Source organism: Citrobacter sp. Cpo109, assembly GCF_030332565.1.
GTDB lineage: Bacteria > Pseudomonadota > Gammaproteobacteria > Enterobacterales > Enterobacteriaceae > Citrobacter > Citrobacter portucalensis.
On the sequence record NZ_JAOWHQ010000048.1, the window covers coordinates 16,700 to 36,304 of the forward strand.

Genomic DNA, 19,605 nt, shown 5'->3' on the forward strand with positions numbered 1-19,605 from the left:
AACGCTTACCCGGCCTACAAATCCCACAGACTTTTGGCAATTCAAAATAACCACACCGAAGTGTGGTTAGAATTAAACGTACCTTTATTACTGGGTACTGGTGGTTGTGGTGGTTGTGGTTCCGGTATTAGAACCATCGCCACCACCGGTCGCCGCCAGGGCGACCCCCACTGCAGAACTTACGGTGCTCACGCTGGTTGCGGAGGAACTTCCTGCCGAAACCGACGCGGCAGCCGACCCTGCCGCCTCACCCACCTGAACGGGGGCAGCATAGACAGAAGTCGCCGCAAGCGCAGATATAGCCCACAGGCCATACAGAACTTTTTTCATTAAAAATTCCCTTCATTGTATGAATGGAGATTTACCCAAAAGAATTTCGGGCGAGATCGAGTATACACAAACCAAAGTGTGCAAATTACGCCACGCGGGAATTTAGGATAATTAGATAACGAAAGGAAAAATGATTAAAAATACAATAAAGACAACTAAATCAATAAATTAAAATATAAAAATTAAAATGCAATATCCGGTAAATCCGAAAAAATAAGAAATTGAATAACATTAAGAAAATTATTTTAGGATTAAGCTCAATTAAGGTATGAAGTTAAAACGTAGATATCCTGGAGCATTCTTACAAAAAAGCCGATATTAATATCGGCTTTTTATTTCATTAATGCCGGATGCGGCTAAACGCCTTATCCGGCCTACAAGTGTGTGCTATCAGGCACGCCAGGACTTATAACGGTTAATCAAACCGTTGGTAGAACTGTCGTGGCTGCTCACTTCTGAACCATCTTTCAGCTCTGGCAGAATGCGGTTCGCCAGCTGTTTGCCCAGCTCAACGCCCCACTGGTCAAAGGTGAAGATATTCAGGATAGCGCCCTGAGTGAAGATTTTATGTTCGTACAGTGCAATCAGCGCACCCAGGCTGAACGGCGTGATTTCGCGCAGCAGGATGGAGTTCGTTGGGCGGTTACCTTCGAACACTTTGAACGGCACAACGTGGTCCAACGTTGCCGGATCTTTACCCTGGTCGCGGTATTCCTGCTCAACCACTTCACGAGATTTACCGAATGCCAGCGCTTCGGTTTGCGCGAAGAAGTTAGACAGCAGTTTCGGATGGTGATCCGACAGCGGGTTGTGGGTGATGGCCGGCGCGATGAAATCGCATGGAACCATTTTGGTGCCCTGGTGGATCAGCTGGTAGAACGCATGCTGGCCGTTAGTACCCGGCTCACCCCAGATGATTGGGCCAGTCTGGTAATCCACCGCATTGCCGTTACGGTCAACGTATTTACCGTTGGATTCCATGTTGCCCTGCTGGAAGTAAGCCGCGAAACGGTGCATATACTGGTCATACGGCAGAATCGCTTCGGTTTCGGCACCGAAGAAGTTGTTGTACCAGATACCGATCAGCGCCAGCAGCACCGGCAGGTTTTTCTCAGCCGGAGTGGTGGAGAAGTGTTTGTCCATCGCATGCGCGCCGGAGAGCAGCTCAACAAAGTTGTCGAAGCCTACGGACAGGATGATGGACAGACCGATTGCAGACCACAGGGAGTAACGACCGCCTACCCAGTCCCAGAACTCGAACATATTGGCAGTATCAATACCGAACTCGCCAACCGCTTTACCGTTAGTGGAGAGCGCAGCGAAGTGTTTGGCAACGTGCTTGTTGTCGCCTGCGGTCGCCAGGAACCAGTCGCGCGCGCTGTGGGCGTTGGTCATGGTTTCCTGGGTGGTGAAGGTTTTGGAAGCGACCAGGAACAGCGTGGTTTCCGGGTTCACTTTCTTCAGCACTTCGGCAATGTGCGTACCATCGACGTTAGACACAAAGTGCATGTTCAGGTGATTTTTGTACGGACGCAGCGCTTCGGTCACCATGAACGGGCCGAGGTCAGAACCGCCGATACCGATGTTTACTACATCAGTGATGGCTTTACCGGTATAGCCTTTCCAGCTTCCGGAGATGATCGCTTCAGAGAAGGATTTCATCTTCTCCAGCACAGCATTCACTTCCGGCATGACATCTTTGCCGTCAACGATGATAGGCGTATTGCTACGGTTGCGCAGCGCCACGTGCAGCACGGCACGGTCTTCAGTGCGGTTGATTTTCTCACCGGAGAACATGGACTTGATGGCGCCCGCCAAATCGGTTTCTTTCGCCAGATCCTGCAGTTTAGCCAGCGTCTCTTCAGTGATGCGGTTTTTGGAGAAATCCACCAGCATCAAATCGTCAAACGTCGCGGAAAACTTAGTGAAACGATCGCTATCTTTCGCGAAAAGATCCGCGATAGTAACGTCTTTCATTTCTTCAAAGTGTTTTTGTAGTGCCTGCCAGGCTGAGGTCTGCGTTGGATTGATGTTTTTCATTAGCAATACTCTTCTGATTTTGAGAATTGTGACTGAGATCGATTGTAACGCCAGTCACAGAAAAGTGTGATTGTTTTAATGCCATTGCCAGGGCATCCGCCAAACGTGGCTAAAAAGTATAGCGGTTATCAGCGTTGTTATTAGTACCGTTACTCAACGCAGTTGCAGCATGAAAAATCCGCATAATCCCAGCGTTGACAGTGCAAGCTACACATTTTATTTATAAATACGGTATTTGCATTTGCGCCTGCACCGGTTTCTGTTCTGCCTTATGTGCCATGGTCGCTCTATTCATTCCCTGACACGAGGTAGTTATGACTGATGTAGTTGTCTCCAAGTTTGGCGGTACCAGCGTGGCGGATTTTGATGCCATGAATCGCAGCGCTGATGTAGTGCTTTCTGATGCTAACGTCCGTGTAGTGGTACTTTCCGCTTCTGCGGGGATCACCAACCTGCTGGTCGCACTGGCTGAAGGGCTGGAGCCAACCGCGCGCTTCGAAAAACTCGATGCCATTCGTCAAATTCAGTTCAATATTCTGGAGCGCCTGCGTTATCCAAACGTGATCCGTGAAGAGATCGAACGTCTGCTGGAAAACATCACCACGCTGGCAGAAGCGGCGTCACTGGCGACCTCAACCGCGCTGACCGACGAACTGGTCAGCCACGGTGAACTGATGTCTACCCTGCTGTTCGTCGAGATTCTGCGTGAGCGCAACGTGCAGGCGCAGTGGTTTGACGTACGTAAAGTGATGCGCACCAACGATCGTTTTGGCCGCGCAGAGCCTGACGTCGCGGCGCTAGCCGAACTGGCAACGCTCCAGTTGGCCCCGCGTCTGAGCGAAGGTCTGGTGATTACTCAGGGCTTTATCGGCAGTGAAGGTAAAGGCCGCACCACCACGTTGGGGCGCGGCGGGAGCGATTATACGGCTGCCCTGCTGGCCGAAGCGCTGCACGCCACGCGCGTCGATATCTGGACCGATGTTCCTGGCATTTACACGACCGATCCACGCGTTGTTCCGGCGGCGCAGCGTATTGATGAAATCGCCTTTGAAGAGGCCGCGGAAATGGCGACCTTTGGCGCGAAAGTGCTGCACCCGGCAACCCTGTTGCCAGCCGTACGTAGCGATATCCCGGTGTTTGTGGGATCCAGTAAGGATCCAAAAGCAGGCGGTACGCTGGTCTGCAATAAAACCGCGAATCCACCTCTGTTCCGGGCGCTGGCGCTGCGCCGTAAGCAAACGCTGGTAACGCTGCATAGCCTGAATATGCTGCACTCTCGTGGCTTTTTAGCGGAAGTTTTCGGTATTCTGGCACGCCATAACATCTCAGTAGATTTAATTACCACATCCGAAGTCAGCGTGGCGCTGACGCTGGATACCACCGGTTCGACCTCCACCGGGGATACACTGTTAACACAGTCTCTGCTGATGGAACTGTCTGCCCTGTGTCGGGTTGAAGTGGAAGAAGGCCTGGCGCTGGTGGCGCTGATTGGCAACGACCTGTCCAAAGCCTGTGGCGTGGGTAAAGAGGTGTTCGGCGTACTGGAACCGTTCAACATCCGCATGATTTGCTACGGCGCATCCAGCCATAACCTGTGCTTCCTGGTGCCCGGTACTGAAGCCGAACAAGTGGTACAGAAGCTGCACCATAATTTGTTTGAATAAAATTTCATCACGCAATAAACAATAACTATAGCCGGGCTCGAACCCGGCTTTTTTATAACAACACATTTCAATCGCAAGGAATATAACATGCTCGCTACTCTCACGCGGCTGTTCCCGTTATGGGCACTGCTGCTCTCTGTTGTTGCATATTACACGCCCACCACCTTTACGCCTGTCGGGCCATTCGTGCCGTCGTTACTGATGCTGATCATGTTCGGTATGGGCGTTCACCTGAAGGTAGACGACTTTAAACGCGTACTCTCACGTCCTGCACCAGTCGCGGCGGGTATTTTCCTGCACTATCTGGTGATGCCGCTCGCCGCATGGATTTTAGCGCTGGCATTTAATATGCCGCCGGAATTGTCCGCAGGGATGGTGCTGGTCGGTAGCGTCGCCAGCGGAACGGCATCAAACGTCATGATCTATCTGGCAAAAGGCGATGTGGCACTCTCTGTGACTATTTCATCGGTTTCAACGCTGGTGGGCGTTGTCGCCACACCGCTGCTTACACGGCTGTATGTCGACGCGCATATCCAGGTAGATGTGATGGGTATGCTGCTGAGTATCCTGCAGATCGTGGTCATTCCGATTGCGTTGGGGTTGGTCATTCACCACCTGTTCCCACGCGTCGTAAAAACCGTGGAACCGTATCTGCCCGCATTTTCAATGGTGTGCATTCTGGCGATCATCAGCGCCGTCGTAGCGGGTTCTGCCTCGCACATTGCATCTGTCGGCTTTGTGGTGATTATCGCCGTAATCCTGCATAACACCATTGGCCTGCTCGGCGGCTACTGGGGCGGAAAACTGTTTGGTTTCGACGAGTCAACCTGCCGTACGTTGGCAATCGAAGTGGGCATGCAGAATTCAGGGCTTGCCGCTGCGCTGGGCAAGATCTACTTTGGCCCGCTTGCCGCCCTGCCTGGCGCGCTGTTCTCCGTCTGGCACAACCTTTCCGGTTCGCTGCTGGCAGGCTACTGGTCCGGTAAGCCGATTGAAGATAAACCACACGCAGTAAAACAACACTAATCTTCATAAATGGAGGAGGCATCCTCCATTTCCCCCTGCCCGCATTTGAACTTCATCACAAAACAACAAATATCAACACAAAACAAAATAATAATTTAATTATTAAATTTCAATACAATACATAAACAAGCCTGTTTTAATCTCAAATTTAATCATTTCTCAAATGTTGATTTAGTTTGTTTTAATTGGGAATATGATTTCACTACAACACAGATAAACCCTTACCCTATCTTCGAGGCCGCTATGAAAAAAATTGCGATTATTGGAAGCAGTGGAGGCAACCTCTACAACCTGGGTGGTGCTGAACCGGAAAAGCTACTCCAGGAAATTTACCAGCAGTGCGAAGCCGCAGGAGTTGAAGTTGCCGCTGTGCAGTTCATTGCGGCAGAAGCCTCAATGGACGTTGCCAAAGCTCACACGCCAGCGTCGGTATTTGCACTAACCACAGAAAACCAACAAAAACCACAAAGGATATTTCAGGGCAAACTTTCAGAAGTGAACGACTCGGTAGTTGAGAGCGATTTCAGGATTGCTGAGATGATCCGTAACGGTGAGATCGACGGGATCATCGTGATGAGTGCCGATCCGGTGAAGGCCAACCAGGCTGTCTTTGCCGCAGCTGTTGAAATGAAAACACCGATTGTTGGCACCGGCGGGACCTCAATGGCGCTAGTGGCGGCAAAGGGGGCAAATGTCGTCGCAACCTCGGGCACGACGGGTACCACCAGCCGAACCCGCGCAGTTTCCTTTATCGCATCACTGTGTAAGCACTGGGGCGTTAAATACAAACCACAGTTGGGCAGTGCTTCTCCTTCACAGGGCGGTTCTGGAAAAAGTCTGCTTAAGCGCTTCAATATTCGCAGCATAATGATCCCTGCGCTGCCGGGCTTTATCGCCATGGCAATCGTGCTCGCACTCAGTCACATTCCTGGCCTGGAAAAACTCAACGATATCTTTGAAATTCTACTGAAGGGCCTGCCGGTTTTAGTTGCGGTTCTCGCAGCAAAACAGATTTCGGAACTGGATGAAGTCTCAATTGTTGCCGGGGTGGTCGCCGGAGTACTTTCCGTCGAAGGCGGTCTGATTGGAGGGATCATCGGTGGTTTGATGGCCGGGATTTTCGTTCGTTGGCTGTTCGAATTATGCCTGAATTGGCGCTTTCCGATGACCACCGTCAACATTGTAGCGGGTGGGATCTCAGGCCTGGCCGCTGGGTTAATCATGCACTATCTGCTGAGCCCGCTGGCGCTGTCAGCAGGTAATTACATCAAACTGGCTATCGAAACCACGCTGGCCTTCAGCCCTATTCTTGCCGGCCTGCTGGCTGGTTTGGTTATCTGGCCAGCTATTCTGGGGGGCGTCTATCACGCGGTCATTCTGCCGCTGGTGCTCCTGGAAATGGAAAAATCCGGAGTCAGCTTCCTCGGCGCTGTCGATATGGTAGGCCTGGTAATGGTTGCTGCAGGAATCAACCTGGCTAACGTCATCGCACCACGAGAAAAAAGCGAAGCCGCCGTCGCGACACCCGGCCTGCTTATCAACCTCGGCTTTGGGACCTTCGTTGAATCGGCCTATCCGTTCATGTTTGCCAACAAAATTGTCTTTGGTTCAGCGATCGTTTGGGCCGGTCTGGGCGGCATGATGCTGGGTTTCTTTAACGTTAAAGGCGTGGCTTATGTCCCCGCATTTGCCTCTCCGTTCTTATCCAGCAATGCGCTGCAAATGGCGATTGTGATGGTTACCGTCATGGGCCTGACCTGTATTTCCACCATTATTGCCAACCGTTTTAAGGCTGTCGCACAGAAAGAATCTACCGCGTCAGCCCATTAATTAATGCACCAACACCAGAGGTACACCATGTTTAAAGGCGATATGAATAAAAAACGCGCTAAAGCGTTACAGAAAGTGAAAGATGCCATCACGCTGCACGGCGGGCAGACCATCCTCAGCACAGGGATAACCGGCGACGATGCGCGTCTGGCAAAAGCAGTATGTGAGGCGGGCGTTAAGCTGCTCGAACCGAACCATCCCGCACTGGCGCTGGCGCGTGGGCATAAGGGGGTGAGCAACATGCACGCGGCGGAACAAATCCGCCACGAAATCACCAACAGCCAGATGGCCGAAGCAGTACATGGCGTACGTAATGTGGTCCCTGACGATATCTTCATTACCGTCGGTATCGCAGGTGGCTTTACCGAAACGTTACCAGTCCCGCTCACGGAAACAGAGATACTGGAGATTGCCCGTGCTGGTGCCGATGGCTTACACACCCATAAATCCGACTGGGACGATCTACAGGGCATCGTTAATCTCGCCCATCAGTATGGCCTGACCGTTGATGCTTATATTGGTCACCCGGATGACCTGCATACCTTCGGTATTCCTGCGCGCACTCCGGAAGAGGTCGCCAGCGTAGCAAAACGGATGCAGGAGATTGGCGTCGACATGATTGGTTTAATGACCGGTATGAGCTACGAAGGCGTAGCCGCAGGTGATATTCCGCAAGCCATTAAAGATCGCCTGTGGGCGCTGGTCGGCGCGGTAAGCGTGCCGACGCTGGCGGAAGGCGGAATTAACCTCGCCAATGCCAAAGCGTTTAAGGATACCGGGGTCAATATTCTGGTCGTCGGTACGGCAATCGACCATATGGTCTGCAACGCCGCCAAAGAGGCTGTCACACCGTTTATTGCGCATTGATATTAAGGGAAAAAAGCATGTTACTGGTCACCGATCTGGATGGAACACTACTGACTTCGCAAAAGACAATCAGTCCACGCACGCGTCAGGCACTCGTAGAATTCCACCAGCGCGGTGGCCTGTTGGCCGCCTGTTCCGCCAGACCGGTCTCCTCTATGATGCGCCTGCTACAACAGCAGCAGGTTAATGCGCTGTTTGGCTGGTGCGCAGGCTTCAACGGAGGTCAGATCCTCGAGATGGCGCAGCAGCGCAATATTCATACTGCTGCGCTCTCTTGTATGAATCTTCGGGATATTGACCGACATATTGCGCTTTCCCTCTGTCCTCATCATTTTTTTAGCGCTGATGCTATTTATCATCGTTGCGACCAACAGGTAGCACCATGGACAACTTATGAAGCCCGTTTATTTGAATTACCACTTATTTCGGCAGCACCTGGAAATATTTTAAACCGGCAAGATATTTATAAAATCACACTCGTTACTGAGCAGTTAAAAATAAATGCGCTGTGTACAGAAGTGAATAATAAATTGCCTTATGGCTATACAGCGACTATCACTGGGGAGAATTACATTGATATCCAACGTAGCGAAATAAATAAAGGTTATGCTATTAGCATGTTAATGCACCAGCTAAATATAGCAGCAGAAAAGGTTGCGGCGATTGGTGACCAGCAAAACGATATCAGTATGTTTTCCACCGCCGGCGTTGGTATTGCAATGGGGAATGCGCCTGAGGCAGTAAAACGACAAGCCAGCTATGTGACGGCCTCTAATGATGATGAGGGTATTGTCTGTGCGCTGGAGTGGTTGCGTTGCTCTGCACATCCAGTTACCATGCGCCAAAGCACGACGTTGGCGGAAAATAATGAACCCGATTAAAAGAAGAAAACATATCCTCGATGAATTAAATAAATTCGGTGAAGTGACGGTTATCAAATTATCGGAAACGCTAAAAGTCACATCAGAGACCATTCGCCGCGATCTCTCCATTCTGGAGTCTGAAGGGCAAATTACCAAAATTCACGGCGGAGCCGTCAAAAAACAGGTTGTTCAGGAAGATGAATTTGGCGCGCGGATTGATATTCACCGCGAAGAAAAAATGGCAATTGGTAAACTTGCCGCCGGCATGGTCAGCGAGCACGACACTCTATTCATTGACTCCTGCACAACAAATCTTATTCTGGCCGAACAATTACCTCCTCTGGCCTACTCCGTTATTACTAACTCAGCCTTAATTGCCGATAAAATAAAAGAACATAATCTTAAAGCGCGCGTTTATGTATTAGGTGGTGAATATGACTACCATTTCCGTGCCAATCTCGGCGTCTCCGTTTGTCAGCAAATAAACACTATTCACGCAGATATCTGCTTCATCGGCGCGGGTGGTATTTCACCTCAACATGGTGTGCTGGTGAAAAGCTTCGATGAAGCCTATGTTGCCAAATCAATGATTGCTATGAGTAAAAAGTCGGTAATTCTTGCCGACCATACAAAATTTGGCCAGGACGGTGTGATGTGTATCGCCACATTAAAAGAGATCGATAACATCATCACAGACAAGCGATTCAGAACAACGGGCTATACACAGCAGGACTTCGCCGGAAAATTACGTATTGCTGAATAATACAATACATGACGCTATCAGCAGGTTCTGGATTACCGTACACTGAGGATATCGGCTAACAGAGGGCACCCTTATGGCACTCCCCCGCATTACCCAAAAAGAGATGACCGAGCGCGAACAGCGTGAACTGAAAACGCTGCTCGACCGCGCGCGCATTGCGCATGGTCGTCTGCTGACCAACGCAGAGACCAACAGCATCAAGAAAGAGTACATCGATAAACTGATGGCCTTGCGCGAAGCAGAAGCTAAAAAAGCCCGCCAGTTGAAGAAAAAGCAGGCCTATAAACCGGATGCGGAAGCATCGTTTTCCTGGTCAGCAAATACGCCGACGCGCGGCAGACGTTAGCGTCCCTTCTTCTTACGCCCCGGAGAGGTAAAACGCTTACCGTTTGCCGCCGGGCGCGATTTTTCTTTCTCCGCTGATTTTTCGATTTTCACCACCGGACGCTTAATGCCTGCGGTTTTTGGCTTCGCTTTCGCCTTCGGTTTGGCTTCTGAGGACGAGTTCTCAATCAGCTTGAACAGATCGATCAGTTCGTCATCTGTCAGGTCGCGCCATTCACCAAGCGGCAGACCAGACAAACCAACGTTCATGATTCGCGTACGCTCAAGCTTGGTAACTTCATAGCCAAAGTGTTCGCACATACGACGGATCTGACGGTTAAGTCCCTGAATCAGCGTAATGCGAAACACAAACGGCGCTTCTTTCTTCACCTTACATTTTTTGGTGACGGTACCGAGAATGGGCACACCGGCCCCCATCCCACGGATAAAGTCATCAGTGACCGGCTTATCGACCGTCACCAGATACTCTTTTTCGTGATCGTTACCGGCACGCAGGATTTTATTCACCAGGTCGCCGTGGTTAGTCAGAAAGATAAGTCCCTGGGAATCTTTGTCCAGACGGCCAATTGGAAACACGCGCTTGCTGTGATTCACGAAATCAACAATGTTGTCGCGTTCGCTGTCTTCGGTGGTGCTGACAATCCCTACCGGCTTGTTCAGCGCGATAAAAACCAGATCTTCCGCTTCACGCGGCTCAATCAACCGACCATTTACTTTTACGACGTCGCCAGGCATCACCTGATCGCCGATGGTGGCGCGTTTACCATTCAGGAAGACATTCCCTTGTTCGATAAAGCGATCCGCCTCGCGACGCGAGCAGATTCCGCTTTCACTGATGTATTTATTTAATCGGATAGATGAGTCGGGCAGCATAGTTTCTCCTGTATACACTTCACCCTTCAAGCTGTCTCTGCGTTGGCTACCCTCACTCACCCAGGTCACATAGCAATCTATGCTCCCGGGGGTTCGCTCCCTTGCCGCCTTGATACAACTTGAATGACTTTGTGTATTAAAAGCGAAATATACCCTACCTTGCGGACGATAAAAAATAATCGTGTTCGACTACCCACGCGCTATTTGTGATCCGTCACACCTTTTGACACAAAAGTGTCAGCGATCCATCCCTGCAATTTTGTTGAGTGAAAACAAGCAGAATCAATACATTAGAGAGGTATGCACATCTGTGCCGACAACGCGCCATCACCACATCAAATGTGCAACACAATCGGTCATTTCAGGACGATGAAATAAGTGAAAATAGCTTTGAGATGGAGAACAGATGGGGTTATATCAGATCAAGAAGGCAATTTCGTGATTTGCACAAATGTGCAGGAGTCCAAAAATGGCGACGGAAAACAGCGATGATATCCGCCTGATCGTAAAAATAGCGCAGCTGTATTACGAACAGGATATGACACAAGCGCAAATAGCTCGCGAGCTGGGTATTTATCGCACCACGATCAGCCGGTTACTAAAACGTGGACGCGAGCAGGGTATCGTCACCATCGCCATTAATTACGACTACAACGAAAATCTGTGGCTGGAACAGCAGCTAAAACAGAAATTTGGCCTGAAAGAGGCGGTCGTAGTCTCCTGCGATAGCGAGCAGGAAGATGAACAACTTAATATGATGGGCGCACATGGCGCACAGTTGCTGGAACGCTTACTGGAACCTGGGGACATTATCGGGTTCTCATGGGGCCGCGCGGTACGGGGACTGGTGGAAGGATTATCTCCTGCCAGCCAGTCGCGCCAGCTGATCTGTGTGCCGATTATCGGCGGACCATCCGGCAAGCTTGAAAGCCGCTACCACGTCAATACGCTGACCTACGGCGCTGCGGCAAAGCTCAAAGGGGAATCACACCTGGCAGATTTCCCGGCACTGCTGGAAAACCCGCTGATCCGTAACGGGATCATGCAGTCACGACATTTTAAATCGATTTCTGCGTACTGGGATAATCTGGACATCGCGCTGGTCGGGATTGGATCTCCGGCGATACGTGATGGCGCCAACTGGCACGCTTTTTACGGCAGTGAAGAGAGTGATGACCTGCATGCCCGCCAGGTCGCCGGAGACATTTGCTCGCGCTTTTACGATATCAACGGTGTAACCGTAGAGACCAATATGAGTGAAAAGACGCTCTCCATCGAAACCAATAAATTAAAACAGGCGCGTTACTCCATTGGCATTGCAATGGGTGAAGAAAAATACAGTGGGATATTAGGCGCATTACGTGGGAATTATATTAACTGTTTAGTCACCAACAGCAATACCGCTGAGTTATTGTTGAAGTAAATAAATTCTAATTGGTCCTACCATAATTAAATTTATGTGGGATCCCCTTATCTGAAATCGGGAGTTAATTATGCAAACGTGGTTAAACTTGCAGGGCAAAGTCATTATTGTTACCGGTGGTGCATCCGGAATTGGTCTGGCAATTGTCGAGGAGTTATTAGCGCAAGGCGCTAATGTGCAAATGGCAGATATTCATGGCGGAGAAGGTAAATACGATAGCCATGACGGGTATCATTTTTGGCCAACGGATATTTCCAGTGCCAAAGAGGTTAATCATACGGTCGCTGAAATTATCCAACGCTACGGACGTATTGATGGGCTGGTAAATAATGCTGGCGTTAATTTTCCGCGTCTGCTGGTCGATGAAAAAGCACCCGCCGGGCAATACGAACTCAACGAAGCTGCTTTTGAAAAAATGGTTAATATCAACCAGAAAGGTGTGTTCTTAATGTCGCAGGCAGCGGCACGCCAAATGGTAAAACAGCGTAACGGCGTGATTGTGAATGTCTCTTCTGAAAGCGGACTGGAAGGTTCTGAAGGTCAAAGCTGTTACGCCGCGACCAAAGCCGCATTGAATAGCTTTACCCGTTCCTGGTCGAAAGAGTTGGGCAAACACGGCATCCGTGTAGTTGGCATTGCACCTGGCATTCTGGAAAAAACCGGACTGCGGACCCCCGAGTATGAAGAAGCGCTGGCCTGGACCCGCAACATCACCGTCGAACAGCTGCGCGAGGGCTACACCAAGAACGCGATCCCGATTGGTCGTTCAGGACGCTTAAGCGAAGTCGCTGATTTTGTTTGTTATCTTTTATCTGAGCGTGCCAGTTACATCACCGGAGTAACCACTAACATTGCGGGCGGAAAAACGCGCGGCTAAGGAGATTTTATGGTCAATGCAATCTTCTGTGCTCACGGCAAACTGGCCTGCGCCATGCTGGAATCGGTACAGATGGTCTACGGTGATGCCAACGTTGAAGCCGTGGCATTTGTCCCCGGAGAGAACGCCAGCGATATTGTGGAAAAGCTAAAAAAGTTAGTAAGTATTCACACTGGCGATGAATGGCTGATTGCCGTCGATTTGCAGTGTGGCAGTCCCTGGAATGCCGCCGCGACGCTGGCGATGCACAATCCGGCGATACGGGTCATTAGCGGGTTATCACTGCCGTTGGCGCTGGAACTGGTAGACAACCAAAGCAATATGAATGTGGATGAACTGTGCGAACACCTGACGACCATTGCTCAACAAACCTGTGTCGTCTGGAAGCATCTGGAAACGGCCGAAGAGGATTTCTGATGAACATTACCCTTGCTCGTATTGATGACCGCCTGATCCACGGTCAGGTCACCACCGTCTGGTCGAAGGTGGCGAATGCCCAACGGATTATTATCTGTAATGACGACGTTTATAACGATGAAGTACGTCGCACATTATTACGTCAGGCCGCCCCACCGGGAATAAAAGTGAACGTCGTTAATATCGAAAAGGCGGTCGCGGTTTACCATAATCCGCAATACCAGAACGAAACCGTTTTTTATCTGTTTACCCGCCCACAGGATGCATTAGCAATGGTCAAGCAAGGCGTGAAAATCGCCACGTTAAATATTGGCGGCATGGCCTGGCGACCGGGTAAAAAACAATTAACTAAAGCCGTTTCTTTAGACAGTGACGACATTAATGCGTTTCGAGAATTAGCTAAACTGGGTGTCACGCTGGATTTACGCGTCGTCGCATCCGATCCATCTATTAATATTCTCGAAAAAATAGAAGAACAATCGTTCGCTGAATAAATAAAAATGCCTGTGTTCTTATGCTTTAACAGGCAGGGATGATCACATTCACAAGGTGACATATTATGGAAATAAGTACCCTACAAATTATCGCCATATTCCTATTTTCCTGTATTGCCGGAATGGGCAGCGTGCTGGATGAGTTCCAGACCCACCGTCCGCTAATTGCTTGTACCGTTATCGGCCTGATCCTTGGTGATTTAAAAACCGGGATTATGCTCGGCGGCACGCTGGAGTTAATCGCTCTTGGTTGGATGAACGTCGGCGCAGCGCAGTCTCCCGATTCGGCGCTCGCCAGTATTATCTCCGCCATTCTGGTTATCGTCGGTCAGCAAAGCATTGCTACCGGTATCGCCATCGCCCTGCCAGTCGCGGCGGCAGGTCAGGTACTAACTGTCTTTGCCCGTACCATCACCGTGGTGTTCCAGCACGCGGCGGATAAAGCAGCCGAAGACGCCCGCTTTCGCACCATCGACATGCTGCACGTTTCCGCTCTCGGCGTACAGGCGCTGCGCGTTGCCATTCCTGCATTAATCGTCTCGCTGTTTGTCAGCGCCGATATGGTCAGCAATATGCTCAACGCCATTCCGGAATTCGTCACCCGCGGATTGCAGATTGCCGGTGGCTTTATCGTGGTGGTCGGCTACGCCATGGTGCTGCGCATGATGGGCGTGAAGTACCTGATGCCCTTCTTCTTCCTCGGGTTTATCGCTGGGGGGTATCTCGATTTGAGCCTGCTGGCTTTCGGTGGGGTTGGCGTGATTATCGCGCTGGTCTACATCCAGTTGAACCCACAGTGGCGTAAAGCCGAACCGCAGGCGCAACCCGCCTCTTCTCAAGCTCTCGATCAGCTTGATGACTAATGGAGCCAGCCATGGAACAGAAAAAACTAACCAAATCCGACCTGTTTAGCATGTTTGTTCGCTCCAACCTGCAACAGGCGTCATTTAACTTTGAACGCATTCATGGGCTGGGCTTTTGCTACGACATGATCCCTGCCATCAAGCGCCTGTATCCGCTGAAAGAGGACCAGGTTGCAGCACTCAAACGCCACCTGGTGTTTTTCAACACCACGCCTGCCGTGTGCGGCCCGGTGATTGGCGTGACCGCCGCGATGGAAGAAGCTCGCGCCAATGGTGCGGAAATTGACGACGGCGCCATCAACGGCATCAAAGTTGGGCTGATGGGCCCGCTGGCCGGTGTTGGCGACCCGTTGGTCTGGGGAACATTGCGCCCGATTACCGCCGCGCTCGGCGCATCGCTGGCGCTGTCCGGAAACATTCTCGGTCCACTATTATTCTTCTTTATTTTCAATGCAGTACGTCTTGCCATGAAGTGGTACGGCTTACAGCTTGGCTTTCGTAAAGGGGTCAATATCGTCAGCGACATGGGCGGCAACCTGCTGCAGAAACTGACCGAAGGCGCATCGATTCTCGGCCTGTTTGTCATGGGGGTGTTGGTCACCAAATGGACCAGCATCAACGTGCCGCTGGTGGTATCGCAAACGCCTGGCGCAGACGGCACCACCGTCACCATGACCGTGCAGAACATTCTCGACCAACTCTGCCCCGGCCTGCTGGCGCTGGGTCTGACGCTGCTGATGGTGCGTCTGCTTAACAAGAAAATTAATCCGGTATGGCTGATCTTCGCCCTGTTTGCGCTGGGGATTATCGGTAACGCGCTGGGTTTCCTGTCCTGATTTTTTCGCTCCGGCAATGCCGGGGCAACTTCAACAAATAGTCCTCGAAAGAGGAAGAGGTGGTAACAATGCAAACAACAACAGCTTTACGCCTTTATGGTAAACGCGATCTGCGCCTGGAAACCTTCGATCTTCCTGAAATGCAGGACGATGAAATTCTGGCCTCAGTCGTAACCGACAGCCTGTGCCTTTCCTCCTGGAAAGAGGCTAACCAGGGCGAGAACCACAAAAAGGTGCCGGACGATGTGGCCACCAACCCGATCATCATCGGTCACGAGTTTTGCGGCGATATTATTGCCGTGGGGAAAAAATGGCAGCATAAGTTTCAGCCCGGCCAGCGCTATGTCATTCAGGCTAACCTGCAACTGCCGGATCGCCCGGACTGCCCCGGCTACTCCTTCCCGTGGGTAGGCGGTGAAGCCACGCACGTTATCATTCCTGATGAAGTCATGGAGCAGGACTGCCTGTTGACCTACGAAGGTGAAACCTATTTTGAAGGCTCGCTGGTTGAGCCGCTGTCCTGCGTGATTGGCGCATTCAACGCCAACTATCATCTACAGGAAGGTACTTATAACCACAAGATGGGCATTCGTCCGCAGGGGCGTACACTGATACTCGGCGGCACCGGGCCGATGGGACTACTGGCGATCGACTACGCGCTGCATGGTCCGGTTAACCCAGCGCTGCTGGTGGTGACCGACACCAATAACGACAAGCTGAGCTACGCCCGCAAGCACTATCCATCAGAACCACAAACGTTGATCCATTATCTCCACGCGCAGGATGCGAGTTATGACAGCTTGATGGCGCTGAGCGGCGGGCACGGGTTTGATGACATCTTTGTGTTTGTGCCCAATGAACAGCTGGTCACGCTGGCCTCTTCTTTGCTGGCTGCGGATGGTTGCATGAACTTCTTTGCCGGTCCGCAGGATAAGCAGTTTAGCGCGCCGATTAACTTCTACGACGTGCACTATGCCTTCACCCATTATGTTGGGACATCTGGCGGCAATACCGACGACATGCGCGCGGCGGTAAAACTGATCGAAGAGAAGAAAGTTCAGGCGGCAAAAGTGGTGACGCACATTCTGGGATTGAATGCGGCAGGTGAAACAACGCTGGAACTGCCGCAAGTCGGTGGGGGTAAAAAACTGGTTTACACCGGAAAAGCATTGCCGTTAACTGCGCTCACCCAGATTGACGATCCGGCCTTGCGCGATATCCTGGAGCGTCATCAGGGGATCTGGTCGCAGGAAGCCGAACAGTACATATTGTCTCACGCCGAGGAGATTTAACATGATTAACCGCGACACCCAGTTGTGCATGTCGCTTGCCGGTCGCCCCGGCAACTTTGGCACACGCTTTCATAACTATCTGTATGAAAAGTTAGGGTTAAATTTTATCTACAAAGCCTTTACTACGCAGGATATTGAGGCCGCAGTGAAAGGCGTTCGCGCACTCGGGATTCGCGGCTGTGCGGTCTCTATGCCGTTTAAAGAGAGTTGCATGCCGTTTCTGGATGCCATCGATCCTTCCGCAAAAGTCATTGATTCCGTCAACACCATTGTCAATGACAACGGTACGCTGACAGGATTTAACACCGACTACATTGCGGTAAAAAGCCTGATTACCAGCCACCAGCTTGATAACCACGCACGCGTCATGATCCGCGGCAGCGGTGGAATGGGTAAAGCTGTCATTGCTGCATTTCGCGATGCCGGTTTTCGCGATGTGATCGTCGCCGCCCGTAACCGGGAGAGCGGTCCGGCGCTGGCAAAACAGTACGGTTTCCAGTGGCAACCGCAGCCGGAAGGGATTACCTGCGATATTCTGGTCAACGTGACGCCCGTCGGCATGGCTGGCGGTAAAGAGAGCGATGAACTGGCCTACAGCGAAGCGATAGTCGCTGCCGCCAGCGTGGTGTTTGACGTCGTCGCCCTGCCGCCGGAAACACCGGTAATCAAACTGGCACAGCAATTAGGTAAAAAGACCATCAGCGGTGCAGAGGTGATTGCCTTACAGGCCGTAGAGCAGTTCGCCATGTACACCGGCGTACGCCCGGATGACGCGCTAATCGCCGAAGCGGCAGAATTTGCGCGGGCGGGGTAAAGAAGCAGGAACAGAGCGCCAGGGATGGGCGCTCTGTCTATTTTAGGTACTATGCAACAGCGAACAGTTGCTGGTCAGCTTTCGCTTCCAACTGCGCCAGCGCGGGAATCAATTGGCTGATGTTGACCAGACTGTGTCCTAACTGGCATATGCTCTCATACGCAAAATGTTCCTGACCTTCCCCCCCCATGGTCAGCAGGCTTTCGCCCATAAAATTCAGCGTCTGGTACAACCCTGCCAGCGCCTCTTCACAGCCAAACGATAGCGCCAGATTTTCTTCAGTAGTGAGATGGCTACAATCAAGATGGCGGAACGCCTCGGCGAGTGAGAAATAAAGTAGATCGGCCTGTGAAATGAGAGAATAGCGGACATTAAAATGGGGATAAAACGTAGTTAGTCATGCCATCAGCAGGTAATATGACGATACGCAAAAAGTACGCCATCAATTGCTAAATCATCGCGTCCAAGAAGGTTTGGGAGAGTTCAATGTCTTCAGCGTTTCAGCATCGATTCATTCTGACTGGTGGCCCAGGGTCAGGCAAAAGCACGATAATTGATACGATTATAAAACGAGGGTTTTGGTGTTCTAAAGAAGCTGGAAGAGGTGTGATCCAAGACCAGGTTAACATCGGCGGCGATGCATTACCGTGGGCCAACCAGACTGCATTTGCAGAGCTGATGCTATCCTGGGAAATGCGTTCGTGGCATGAAGCGGAAGGGCACACACAACCCTGCTTCTTTGATCGTGGTGTTCCTGATGTTGTAGGTTATTTACGTCTTTCTGAACTTACCATACCGAGGCATCTGGAAAACGCCATCGAGAAATTTCGCTATAACCGAATCGTATTTATTGCACCACCCTGGCGTGAAATATATGTACAGGACACAGAGCGCAAACAATCTTTCGATGTTGCCATCGCGACATATCACGCAATGGTAAAAACATACCGTATGTATGACTATCAGTTGATTGAATTACCATGTGTTTCTGTAGAAGAGCGAGTGGATTTTATTCTTTCCAGGATAAAACCCTGCTAAGACGGCAACTACGTGTAGTGGTGAATCACCATGCATGAATCTGTCATATTCTAGTGGACATATAGCTTCCGCGCCTGGCACAAAGCCCTCCCAATCCCCTATCATCGATTCTCGTATCAACCGCAGCATCCTGAAAAACTATCTATTATTGCGAGGCACTTTCCTGTTTCTTCCACCCAACATTTCCCCTTACTCCCCATTTTTTTACTCTCTGGTCTCAACTTGTCAATTCATAATGTAGTTTATAAAATACATGGAACGTCATCATGGAAATTCTTCAGACAATGGTTTTCCGGCGTTGGGAGCAAAACCTACGGGACAGGAGAGCTAAAACGCTCATTGCCACACGCCTTTTTCGTTTGGCTAATGGTTTATCTGGTGATGTAAAACCTGTTGGGGAAGGCGTCAGCGAAATGCGCATTTCTTACGGTCCTGGCTACAGGATTTACTTTAAACAGCAAGGCTGCCGCATCATCATTTTGTTATGTGGGGGCGATAAAAGCTCACAAGCCAACGATATTACTCTTGCAAAAATGCTTGCCCGTTCACTGGATTATCAGGAGGTCTTCCGCCATGAATAAACTTACTCACTACGATCCCGCGACTGCGCTGGTTGATGATGAAGAAATTGCCGTGTTTATGGCCGATGCCCTCGAAACAGGTGATGCAGCATACATTGCAAAAGCACTGGGCGTGGTGGCTCGTGCTAAGGGTATGGCGAACATCGCAGCAGAAACGGGATTATCCCGCGAGCAGCTTTATCGCTCTTTTAGTGAGAAAGGTAACCCGACGCTGAAAACCACACTTGCAGTGATGAAGGTGCTCGGTATTGAATTGACACTTAAAAAATAGCCTCAGCTTCTATCTCCCCCTTCCAACATCGTGAGCCATATCAGTAAGGCGTTAGCCTGATAGTGGTAGCATTAGCGCGGTTTGTAATTTTCTGATTA

General features: G+C 50.7%; 22 protein-coding genes. 18 read left to right on the forward strand and 4 right to left on the reverse strand.

Annotated features, from left to right (window positions below; all coding sequences use genetic code 11):
- Positions 1–87: 87 nt before the first annotated feature.
- Both yjbE and pgi read right to left on the reverse strand, forming a co-directional pair.
- A complete protein-coding gene (yjbE, locus tag OGY71_RS06010) occupies positions 88–330 on the reverse strand; it encodes an exopolysaccharide production protein YjbE (RefSeq protein ID WP_003826562.1) in 243 nt (80 codons plus the stop codon).
- A gap of 390 nt (positions 331–720) precedes the next feature.
- Positions 721–2,370, reverse strand: coding sequence for a glucose-6-phosphate isomerase (pgi, locus tag OGY71_RS06015; RefSeq protein ID WP_003826559.1), 1,650 nt, complete (start codon positions 2,368–2,370; stop codon positions 721–723).
- 314 nt (positions 2,371–2,684) lie between these two features.
- Between pgi and lysC the strand changes: the two genes are divergently transcribed.
- The 7 genes from lysC (at position 2,685) to OGY71_RS06050 (ending at position 9,729) form a co-directional block, all read left to right on the forward strand.
- Complete coding sequence (gene lysC / locus OGY71_RS06020; protein ID WP_043018060.1) at positions 2,685–4,034, forward strand: lysine-sensitive aspartokinase 3; 1,350 nt, start codon at positions 2,685–2,687, stop codon at positions 4,032–4,034.
- Between the two features lie 87 nt (positions 4,035–4,121).
- The gene (gene panS, locus OGY71_RS06025) at positions 4,122–5,060 is read left to right on the forward strand and encodes a ketopantoate/pantoate/pantothenate transporter PanS (RefSeq protein WP_164563244.1); all 939 of its coding nucleotides are present in this window, start codon (positions 4,122–4,124) and stop codon (positions 5,058–5,060) included.
- A 243-nt stretch (positions 5,061–5,303) separates the two neighbouring features.
- Positions 5,304–6,890, forward strand: coding sequence for a PTS sugar transporter (locus OGY71_RS06030; RefSeq protein WP_079225674.1), 1,587 nt, complete (start codon positions 5,304–5,306; stop codon positions 6,888–6,890).
- Between the two features lie 27 nt (positions 6,891–6,917).
- On the forward strand, positions 6,918–7,757 hold the full coding sequence (locus OGY71_RS06035) for a beta/alpha barrel domain-containing protein (protein ID WP_149335856.1): 840 nt from the start codon (positions 6,918–6,920) through the stop codon (positions 7,755–7,757).
- 17 nt (positions 7,758–7,774) lie between these two features.
- A complete protein-coding gene (locus OGY71_RS06040) occupies positions 7,775–8,638 on the forward strand; it encodes a Cof-type HAD-IIB family hydrolase (RefSeq protein ID WP_149335855.1) in 864 nt (287 codons plus the stop codon).
- Positions 8,625–9,383 carry a DeoR/GlpR family DNA-binding transcription regulator gene (locus tag OGY71_RS06045; RefSeq protein WP_032942078.1) on the forward strand — a complete coding sequence of 253 codons (759 nt, stop codon included), beginning with the start codon at positions 8,625–8,627 and terminating at the stop codon, positions 9,381–9,383. The genes OGY71_RS06040 and OGY71_RS06045 overlap by 14 nt, the downstream gene beginning before the upstream one ends.
- Positions 9,384–9,456: 73 nt before the next feature.
- On the forward strand, positions 9,457–9,729 hold the full coding sequence (locus OGY71_RS06050; protein WP_003826541.1) for a YjbD family protein: 273 nt from the start codon (positions 9,457–9,459) through the stop codon (positions 9,727–9,729).
- Here OGY71_RS06050 and rluF read toward each other — a convergent pair.
- A complete protein-coding gene (rluF, locus tag OGY71_RS06055; protein WP_008786901.1) occupies positions 9,726–10,601 on the reverse strand; it encodes a 23S rRNA pseudouridine(2604) synthase RluF in 876 nt (291 codons plus the stop codon). The two genes, OGY71_RS06050 and rluF, sit on opposite strands and share 4 nt — an antisense overlap.
- 469 nt (positions 10,602–11,070) lie before the next feature.
- Here rluF and OGY71_RS06060 point away from each other — a divergent pair, with 469 nt between their 5' ends.
- The 8 genes from OGY71_RS06060 to OGY71_RS06095 all read left to right on the forward strand — a co-directional run bounded on the left by OGY71_RS06060 (position 11,071) and on the right by OGY71_RS06095 (position 17,617).
- Positions 11,071–12,024: a sugar-binding transcriptional regulator gene (locus OGY71_RS06060; RefSeq protein ID WP_003826536.1), complete on the forward strand. Its 954-nt coding sequence runs from the start codon at positions 11,071–11,073 to the stop codon at positions 12,022–12,024.
- A 70-nt stretch (positions 12,025–12,094) separates the two neighbouring features.
- Positions 12,095–12,901, forward strand: a complete 807-nt coding sequence (locus OGY71_RS06065) for an SDR family oxidoreductase (RefSeq protein ID WP_008786899.1) — start codon at positions 12,095–12,097, stop codon at positions 12,899–12,901.
- 9 nt (positions 12,902–12,910) lie between these two features.
- On the forward strand, positions 12,911–13,318 hold the full coding sequence (locus tag OGY71_RS06070; protein WP_063941214.1) for a mannose/fructose/sorbose PTS transporter subunit IIA: 408 nt from the start codon (positions 12,911–12,913) through the stop codon (positions 13,316–13,318).
- Positions 13,318–13,812: a PTS sugar transporter subunit IIB gene (locus OGY71_RS06075; protein ID WP_003826529.1), complete on the forward strand. Its 495-nt coding sequence runs from the start codon at positions 13,318–13,320 to the stop codon at positions 13,810–13,812. Before OGY71_RS06070 ends, OGY71_RS06075 begins: the two co-directional genes overlap by 1 nt.
- A 65-nt stretch (positions 13,813–13,877) precedes the next feature.
- Complete coding sequence (locus tag OGY71_RS06080) at positions 13,878–14,675, forward strand: PTS mannose/fructose/sorbose transporter subunit IIC (protein ID WP_003826527.1); 798 nt, start codon at positions 13,878–13,880, stop codon at positions 14,673–14,675.
- An 11-nt stretch (positions 14,676–14,686) separates the two neighbouring features.
- Entirely contained in the window at positions 14,687–15,511 is an 825-nt protein-coding gene (locus OGY71_RS06085; RefSeq protein WP_003031641.1) for a PTS system mannose/fructose/sorbose family transporter subunit IID, read from the forward strand.
- 68 nt (positions 15,512–15,579) lie between these two features.
- Positions 15,580–16,803 (forward strand): L-sorbose 1-phosphate reductase, encoded by a 1,224-nt coding sequence (gene sorE / locus OGY71_RS06090; protein ID WP_286612993.1) that lies wholly within the window; start codon positions 15,580–15,582, stop codon positions 16,801–16,803.
- 1 nt (position 16,804) lies between these two features.
- Complete coding sequence (locus OGY71_RS06095) at positions 16,805–17,617, forward strand: shikimate 5-dehydrogenase (RefSeq protein WP_063941212.1); 813 nt, start codon at positions 16,805–16,807, stop codon at positions 17,615–17,617.
- 49 nt (positions 17,618–17,666) lie between these two features.
- On the opposite strand, the gene OGY71_RS06100 is transcribed toward OGY71_RS06095, so the two are convergent.
- A complete protein-coding gene (locus OGY71_RS06100; protein WP_226804268.1) occupies positions 17,667–17,849 on the reverse strand; it encodes a hypothetical protein in 183 nt (60 codons plus the stop codon).
- A gap of 254 nt (positions 17,850–18,103) precedes the next feature.
- On the opposite strand from OGY71_RS06100, the gene OGY71_RS06105 reads away from it, so the two are divergent.
- From OGY71_RS06105 to OGY71_RS06115, 3 genes are all read left to right on the forward strand, one after another.
- A complete protein-coding gene (locus OGY71_RS06105) occupies positions 18,104–18,655 on the forward strand; it encodes an AAA family ATPase (protein WP_008786891.1) in 552 nt (183 codons plus the stop codon).
- Between the two features lie 263 nt (positions 18,656–18,918).
- Positions 18,919–19,236, forward strand: coding sequence for a type II toxin-antitoxin system RelE/ParE family toxin (locus tag OGY71_RS06110; RefSeq protein WP_063941209.1), 318 nt, complete (start codon positions 18,919–18,921; stop codon positions 19,234–19,236).
- A complete protein-coding gene (locus OGY71_RS06115; protein ID WP_032942057.1) occupies positions 19,229–19,507 on the forward strand; it encodes an addiction module antidote protein in 279 nt (92 codons plus the stop codon). Before OGY71_RS06110 ends, OGY71_RS06115 begins: the two co-directional genes overlap by 8 nt.
- The last annotated feature ends 98 nt before the right edge of the window (positions 19,508–19,605 follow it).

What these genes read in the sequence shown, in the direction of transcription:
- OGY71_RS06075 (WP_003826529.1), top strand. Translation starts at nt 13,318, where the DNA reads ATGAACATTACCCTTGCTCGTATTGATGACCGCCTGATCCACGGTCAG.
- OGY71_RS06050 (WP_003826541.1), top strand. Translation starts at nt 9,457, where the DNA reads ATGGCACTCCCCCGCATTACCCAAAAAGAGATGACCGAGCGCGAACAG.
- OGY71_RS06105 (WP_008786891.1), top strand. Translation starts at nt 18,104, where the DNA reads ATGTCTTCAGCGTTTCAGCATCGATTCATTCTGACTGGTGGCCCAGGG.
- OGY71_RS06070 (WP_063941214.1), top strand. Translation starts at nt 12,911, where the DNA reads ATGGTCAATGCAATCTTCTGTGCTCACGGCAAACTGGCCTGCGCCATG.
- OGY71_RS06045 (WP_032942078.1), top strand. Translation starts at nt 8,625, where the DNA reads ATGAACCCGATTAAAAGAAGAAAACATATCCTCGATGAATTAAATAAA.
- OGY71_RS06035 (WP_149335856.1), top strand. Translation starts at nt 6,918, where the DNA reads ATGTTTAAAGGCGATATGAATAAAAAACGCGCTAAAGCGTTACAGAAA.
- yjbE (WP_003826562.1), bottom strand. Translation starts at nt 330, where the DNA reads ATGAAAAAAGTTCTGTATGGCCTGTGGGCTATATCTGCGCTTGCGGCG.
- OGY71_RS06080 (WP_003826527.1), top strand. Translation starts at nt 13,878, where the DNA reads ATGGAAATAAGTACCCTACAAATTATCGCCATATTCCTATTTTCCTGT.
- OGY71_RS06065 (WP_008786899.1), top strand. Translation starts at nt 12,095, where the DNA reads ATGCAAACGTGGTTAAACTTGCAGGGCAAAGTCATTATTGTTACCGGT.
- OGY71_RS06030 (WP_079225674.1), top strand. Translation starts at nt 5,304, where the DNA reads ATGAAAAAAATTGCGATTATTGGAAGCAGTGGAGGCAACCTCTACAAC.
- OGY71_RS06040 (WP_149335855.1), top strand. Translation starts at nt 7,775, where the DNA reads ATGTTACTGGTCACCGATCTGGATGGAACACTACTGACTTCGCAAAAG.
- OGY71_RS06095 (WP_063941212.1), top strand. Translation starts at nt 16,805, where the DNA reads ATGATTAACCGCGACACCCAGTTGTGCATGTCGCTTGCCGGTCGCCCC.
- rluF (WP_008786901.1), bottom strand. Translation starts at nt 10,601, where the DNA reads ATGCTGCCCGACTCATCTATCCGATTAAATAAATACATCAGTGAAAGC.
- OGY71_RS06085 (WP_003031641.1), top strand. Translation starts at nt 14,687, where the DNA reads ATGGAACAGAAAAAACTAACCAAATCCGACCTGTTTAGCATGTTTGTT.
- OGY71_RS06115 (WP_032942057.1), top strand. Translation starts at nt 19,229, where the DNA reads ATGAATAAACTTACTCACTACGATCCCGCGACTGCGCTGGTTGATGAT.
- lysC (WP_043018060.1), top strand. Translation starts at nt 2,685, where the DNA reads ATGACTGATGTAGTTGTCTCCAAGTTTGGCGGTACCAGCGTGGCGGAT.
- panS (WP_164563244.1), top strand. Translation starts at nt 4,122, where the DNA reads ATGCTCGCTACTCTCACGCGGCTGTTCCCGTTATGGGCACTGCTGCTC.
- sorE (WP_286612993.1), top strand. Translation starts at nt 15,580, where the DNA reads ATGCAAACAACAACAGCTTTACGCCTTTATGGTAAACGCGATCTGCGC.
- OGY71_RS06060 (WP_003826536.1), top strand. Translation starts at nt 11,071, where the DNA reads ATGGCGACGGAAAACAGCGATGATATCCGCCTGATCGTAAAAATAGCG.
- pgi (WP_003826559.1), bottom strand. Translation starts at nt 2,370, where the DNA reads ATGAAAAACATCAATCCAACGCAGACCTCAGCCTGGCAGGCACTACAA.